The sequence below is a fragment of the Pseudomonas protegens genome, from assembly GCF_003732485.1.
In the GTDB taxonomy this organism is placed as follows: Bacteria; Pseudomonadota; Gammaproteobacteria; order Pseudomonadales; family Pseudomonadaceae; genus Aquipseudomonas; species Aquipseudomonas protegens_B.
The window spans coordinates 8,173-12,182 of the sequence record NZ_MOAK01000043.1 but is presented as its reverse complement, the minus strand read 5'-3'; the positions used below and the strand labels follow the sequence as shown (position 1 = coordinate 12,182).

Here is a 4,010-nt window from a genome sequence, read left to right as displayed (position 1 = left end):
GTGTGGTGCTGTTCGCCGGCAAGCCGGCTCCTACAGATTGTAGGGACCGGCTTGTTGGCGCAGGCTGATCAGCGGGGCTTCTGGCTGAACGCCGAAGCGGCAATGCCCCACTGGCCCAGCCAGTAGAAAATGATGATCAAGTAGGGCGCGGCATCGAAGGCCACCACAAAGCGGCTGATGCCGATCAGGCTGTCGGAGAAGGCAAAGCTCAAGGCGCCCACCGCGGCCAGGGCCGCCGAGCGCGTGGGCACTGTCGAGCCCAGGCGTGCCAGGGCGCGCCAGAGCATGGCGCTGATGGTCAGGGCGTAGACGATCACCGGGATCAGCAACGGGCCCAGGCCGTGGGAGATCAGGATGCTCAACAGCACCGCGCCAATGGCCAGTGCCACCAGCAAGGGCAGCAGCGCCGGGCGCCGGCAGTCGCTCAGATAAGCCTTGAGGTAGGCCAGGTGCGCCACCAGAAACGCCCCGAGGCCGAACACGAACAGGTCCGTGGGCCAGGCCAGCAGTATGTCTCCCAGCACCGAGAACAACAGGCCGATGATGATCCAGCGGCGATAGTCCCCCGGCGGCGCATCGTGCAGCCAGCCCAACAGCGCCAGCACCGGCAGCGGCTTGACCAGCAGGCAGAGCAGCGTGGCATGCACGCTGACCCCATAAATGAAGGTGGCGGCGCCCATCAGCGCAAGAATCAGCCAGCCCATGTCAGTTGACCGTGATCGAACAGTCGAAGGCTTTCACCGGTGCTTCTTCCGGTGCCCAGGGTTGCTGATAGGTCAGCAGCAGCCGGCCCTGGCCGCTGGCGAAGGCCTGGAAGCGCCAGGTGGATTGACCGCCGCTGCCCACCAGGCCGGTGTCCTCGGGATTGCTGTAGACCTCGGGGCTGACCTTGCGCAGGATGCCGCCGGCCGAATCCTGGATCGCCCAGCGATAGCCGGTGGTGGGATTGCTGGGCAGGGTCAGGGTCAGGGTTTGCCCGTTGTGCAATTGCAGGGGGCACTGGCTCTGGTTTTCCACGGTGACGTTTTGCTTGGGTTGGCTGGCGCAGGCGCCAAGCAGGGCGAGGCTGAGCAGGGCAAGCAGGCGAGGTGCGGACATGGGTCAGGAAGCTCCGATCATTCGTGACGAACGGCGAGCATAACTGAAGATGATGGGCTGTGTGGGGAGGGGGGATGGAGGTTGGCGGTTATGGCCTGTTCGCCGGCAAGCCGGCTCCTACACGGGATAACCTGCAGGAGCCGGCTGGCCGGCGAAGGGATTTAGAACAGCACTTTGGCCACGTCGGCAAAACGCTTGGCGAAATGCACGGTGATGCCTTCCTTGAGGTAGTCCGGCAGTTCTTCGAAATGCCCGCGGTTGGGTTCCGGCAGGATCAGTTCATGGATCTTCTGGCGCCGCGCCGCGATGACTTTCTCCCGCACCCCGCCAATGGGCAACACGTGGCCGGTGAGGGTCAGCTCGCCGGTCATGGCCACGCCTTTCTTCGGCGGCTGGTTGCGGGCCAGGGACAGCAGGGCGCTGGCCATGGTCACCCCGGCACTCGGGCCATCCTTGGGCGTGGCCCCTTCAGGAACGTGCAGGTGGACGAAGGCTTCGTCGAAGAATTTGCTGTCGCCACCGAACTGCTTGAGGTGCGAACTGACGTAGCTGTAGGCGATCTCCGCCGACTCCTTCATCACATCCCCCAGTTGCCCGGTGAGCTTGAAACCGCGGTTGAGGGTATGAATCCGCGTCGCCTCGATGGGCAGGGTCGCGCCGCCCATGCTGGTCCAGGCCAGGCCGGTGATGACCCCGGTGCCGCTCAGGACCTGCTCGTTACGGAACACCGGCATGCCCAGGGACGCTTCCAGATCCTTGGGCCCGATCTTGATGCTTGCGTCCGGCTCGTCCAGCAGCTTGATCACCGCCTTGCGCACCAGTTTGCCCAGCTGTTTCTCCAGTTGGCGCACCCCGGCTTCCCGGGCGTAGCTGTCGATCACCGTGCGCAGGGCACTGTCGCTGATGCTCAGGCTGCTCTTGACCACACCGGCTTTCGCCAACTGCTTGGGCCACAGGTGGCGCTTGGCGATGGCGAGTTTTTCCTCGGTGATGTAACCCGACAGACGAATCACTTCCATGCGATCGAGCAGCGGGCCGGGGATTGAATCCAGGGTGTTGGCGGTGCACACGAACAGCACCTTGGACAGGTCCATGCGCAGATCCAGGTAATGGTCGAGGAAGTCGACGTTCTGCTCCGGATCGAGGGTCTCCAGCAGGGCCGAGGCCGGGTCACCCTGGTAGCTCTGGCCCATCTTGTCGATCTCGTCGAGCATGATCACCGGGTTCATCACCTCCACTTCCTTGAGGGCCTGCACCAGCTTGCCCGGCTGGGCCCCGATGTAGGTACGGCGGTGGCCCTTGATCTCGGCTTCATCGCGCATGCCGCCGACGCTGAAGCGATAGAAGGGGCGCCCCAGGGATTCGGCGATGGACTTGCCGACGCTGGTCTTGCCCACGCCGGGCGGGCCCACCAGCAGCACGATGGAGCCGCTGATCTCGCCCTTGTAGGCGCCCACCGCGAGGAATTCGAGGATGCGGGTCTTGATGTCGTCAAGCCCGGCGTGGTGCTGGTCCAGCACCTTGCGCGCGTGCTTGAGGTCGAGCTTGTCGGCGCCGTACACACCCCAGGGCACGGCGGTGGCCCATTCCAGGTAGTTGCGCGTCACGGCGTATTCCGGCGAACCGGTTTCGAGGATCGACAGCTTGTTCATTTCCTCGTCGATGCGCTTCTGCGCCTGCGGTGGCAGGACCTTGCCGTTCAGGCGTTGCTCGAACTGTTCCAGGTCGGCGCTGCGGTCGTCCTTGGTCAGCCCCAGCTCCTGCTGGATCACCTTGAGCTGTTCCTTGAGGAAGAACTCGCGCTGGTGCTCGCCGATCTTGCGGTTGACCTCGGCGGAGATCTCTTTCTGCAGACGCGCGACCTCGACTTCCTTGCGCAGCATCGGCAGGACTTTTTCCATGCGCTTGAGCATCGGCACGCAGTCCAGCACTTCCTGCAGATCGTTGCCGGTGGCGGAGGTCAGGGCGGCGGCGAAGTCGGTCAACGGCGACGGGTCGTTGGGGCTGAAGCGGTTGAGGTAGTTCTTCAGTTCTTCGCTGTACAGCGGATTGAGCGGCAGCAGCTCCTTGATCGCGTTGATCAGCGCCATGCCGTAGGCCTTGACCTCGTCGGTGGGTTCGCTGGGCTGGTGCGGGTATTCGACTTCCACCAGATAGGGCGGACGGTGGTGCTTGAGCCAGGTGCGGATGCGCACCCGGGTCAGGCCCTGGGCGACGAATTGCAGCTTGCCGTTTTCGCGGCTGGCATGGTGGACCTTGACCAGGGTGCCGTACTCCGGCAACGCGGAGGTGTCGAAGTGGCGCGGGTCGTCCTGGGGTGTGTCCATGAAAAACAGCGCGAGGGAGTGGTGGTCGGATTGGCTCACCAGCTCCAGGGTTTCGGCCCAGGGTTCTTCGTTGACGATCACCGGCAGCACTTGCGCCGGGAAGAAGGGTCGATTGTGAATCGGGATGATGTAGACCTTGTCCGGCAGATTCTGCCCGGGCAGGGCCAGGCCGGTGCCATGGGCACTGGGCTGTTCGGTATTTTCCGGATCGACGTACTCACGTGGATCTTCGGGAAATTCTTGCTGGTCGCTCATGAAGGCTCCTGCGCGATGGGCTATGCAGGTTAGATGGGGCAGGTCACGGCAGGTTTCAATGGGAAACTGGTTTCAGCTTTTTTCCGAGCGCTCTTCAACTCCCCTTGAGGCCCTGTCCAGACGCCTCGAGAGGACGTTGTGGAACTGTTTGACGGCGTTGACGGACATCAAATGTCAATAAAATGACTTGGATGTCACCTGTTTTATTGCGTGATCTTCTACAGCTTGAGGATTAATCTGAGTGCCCGGAATGCCGGAATGAAGCTGGCATTTATTTGACGCACGCATTCAGCTTCTCAGAGGGATGGGTATGAAGAACGGATTTTTCAG

General features: G+C 62.7%; 3 protein-coding genes. All 3 read right to left on the bottom strand.

Annotated features, from left to right (window positions below):
- Positions 1-68 precede the first annotated feature (68 nt).
- The gene (locus tag BLX41_RS09470; RefSeq protein WP_123724674.1) at positions 69-704 is read right to left on the bottom strand and encodes a lysoplasmalogenase; all 636 of its coding nucleotides are present in this window, start codon (positions 702-704) and stop codon (positions 69-71) included.
- A 1-nt stretch (position 705) separates the two neighbouring features.
- Complete coding sequence (locus BLX41_RS09465) at positions 706-1,098, bottom strand: protease inhibitor I42 family protein (RefSeq protein ID WP_123724673.1); 393 nt, start codon at positions 1,096-1,098, stop codon at positions 706-708.
- 161 nt (positions 1,099-1,259) lie between these two features.
- Positions 1,260-3,680, bottom strand: coding sequence for an endopeptidase La (gene lon, locus BLX41_RS09460; RefSeq protein WP_123724672.1), 2,421 nt, complete (start codon positions 3,678-3,680; stop codon positions 1,260-1,262).
- Positions 3,681-4,010: the final 330 nt, after the last annotated feature.

Coding starts and splice junctions, on each gene's coding strand:
- BLX41_RS09470 (WP_123724674.1), bottom strand. CDS start 704: ATGGGCTGGCTGATTCTTGCGCTGATGGGCGCCGCCACCTTCATTTAT.
- BLX41_RS09465 (WP_123724673.1), bottom strand. CDS start 1,098: ATGTCCGCACCTCGCCTGCTTGCCCTGCTCAGCCTCGCCCTGCTTGGC.
- lon (WP_123724672.1), bottom strand. CDS start 3,680: ATGAGCGACCAGCAAGAATTTCCCGAAGATCCACGTGAGTACGTCGAT.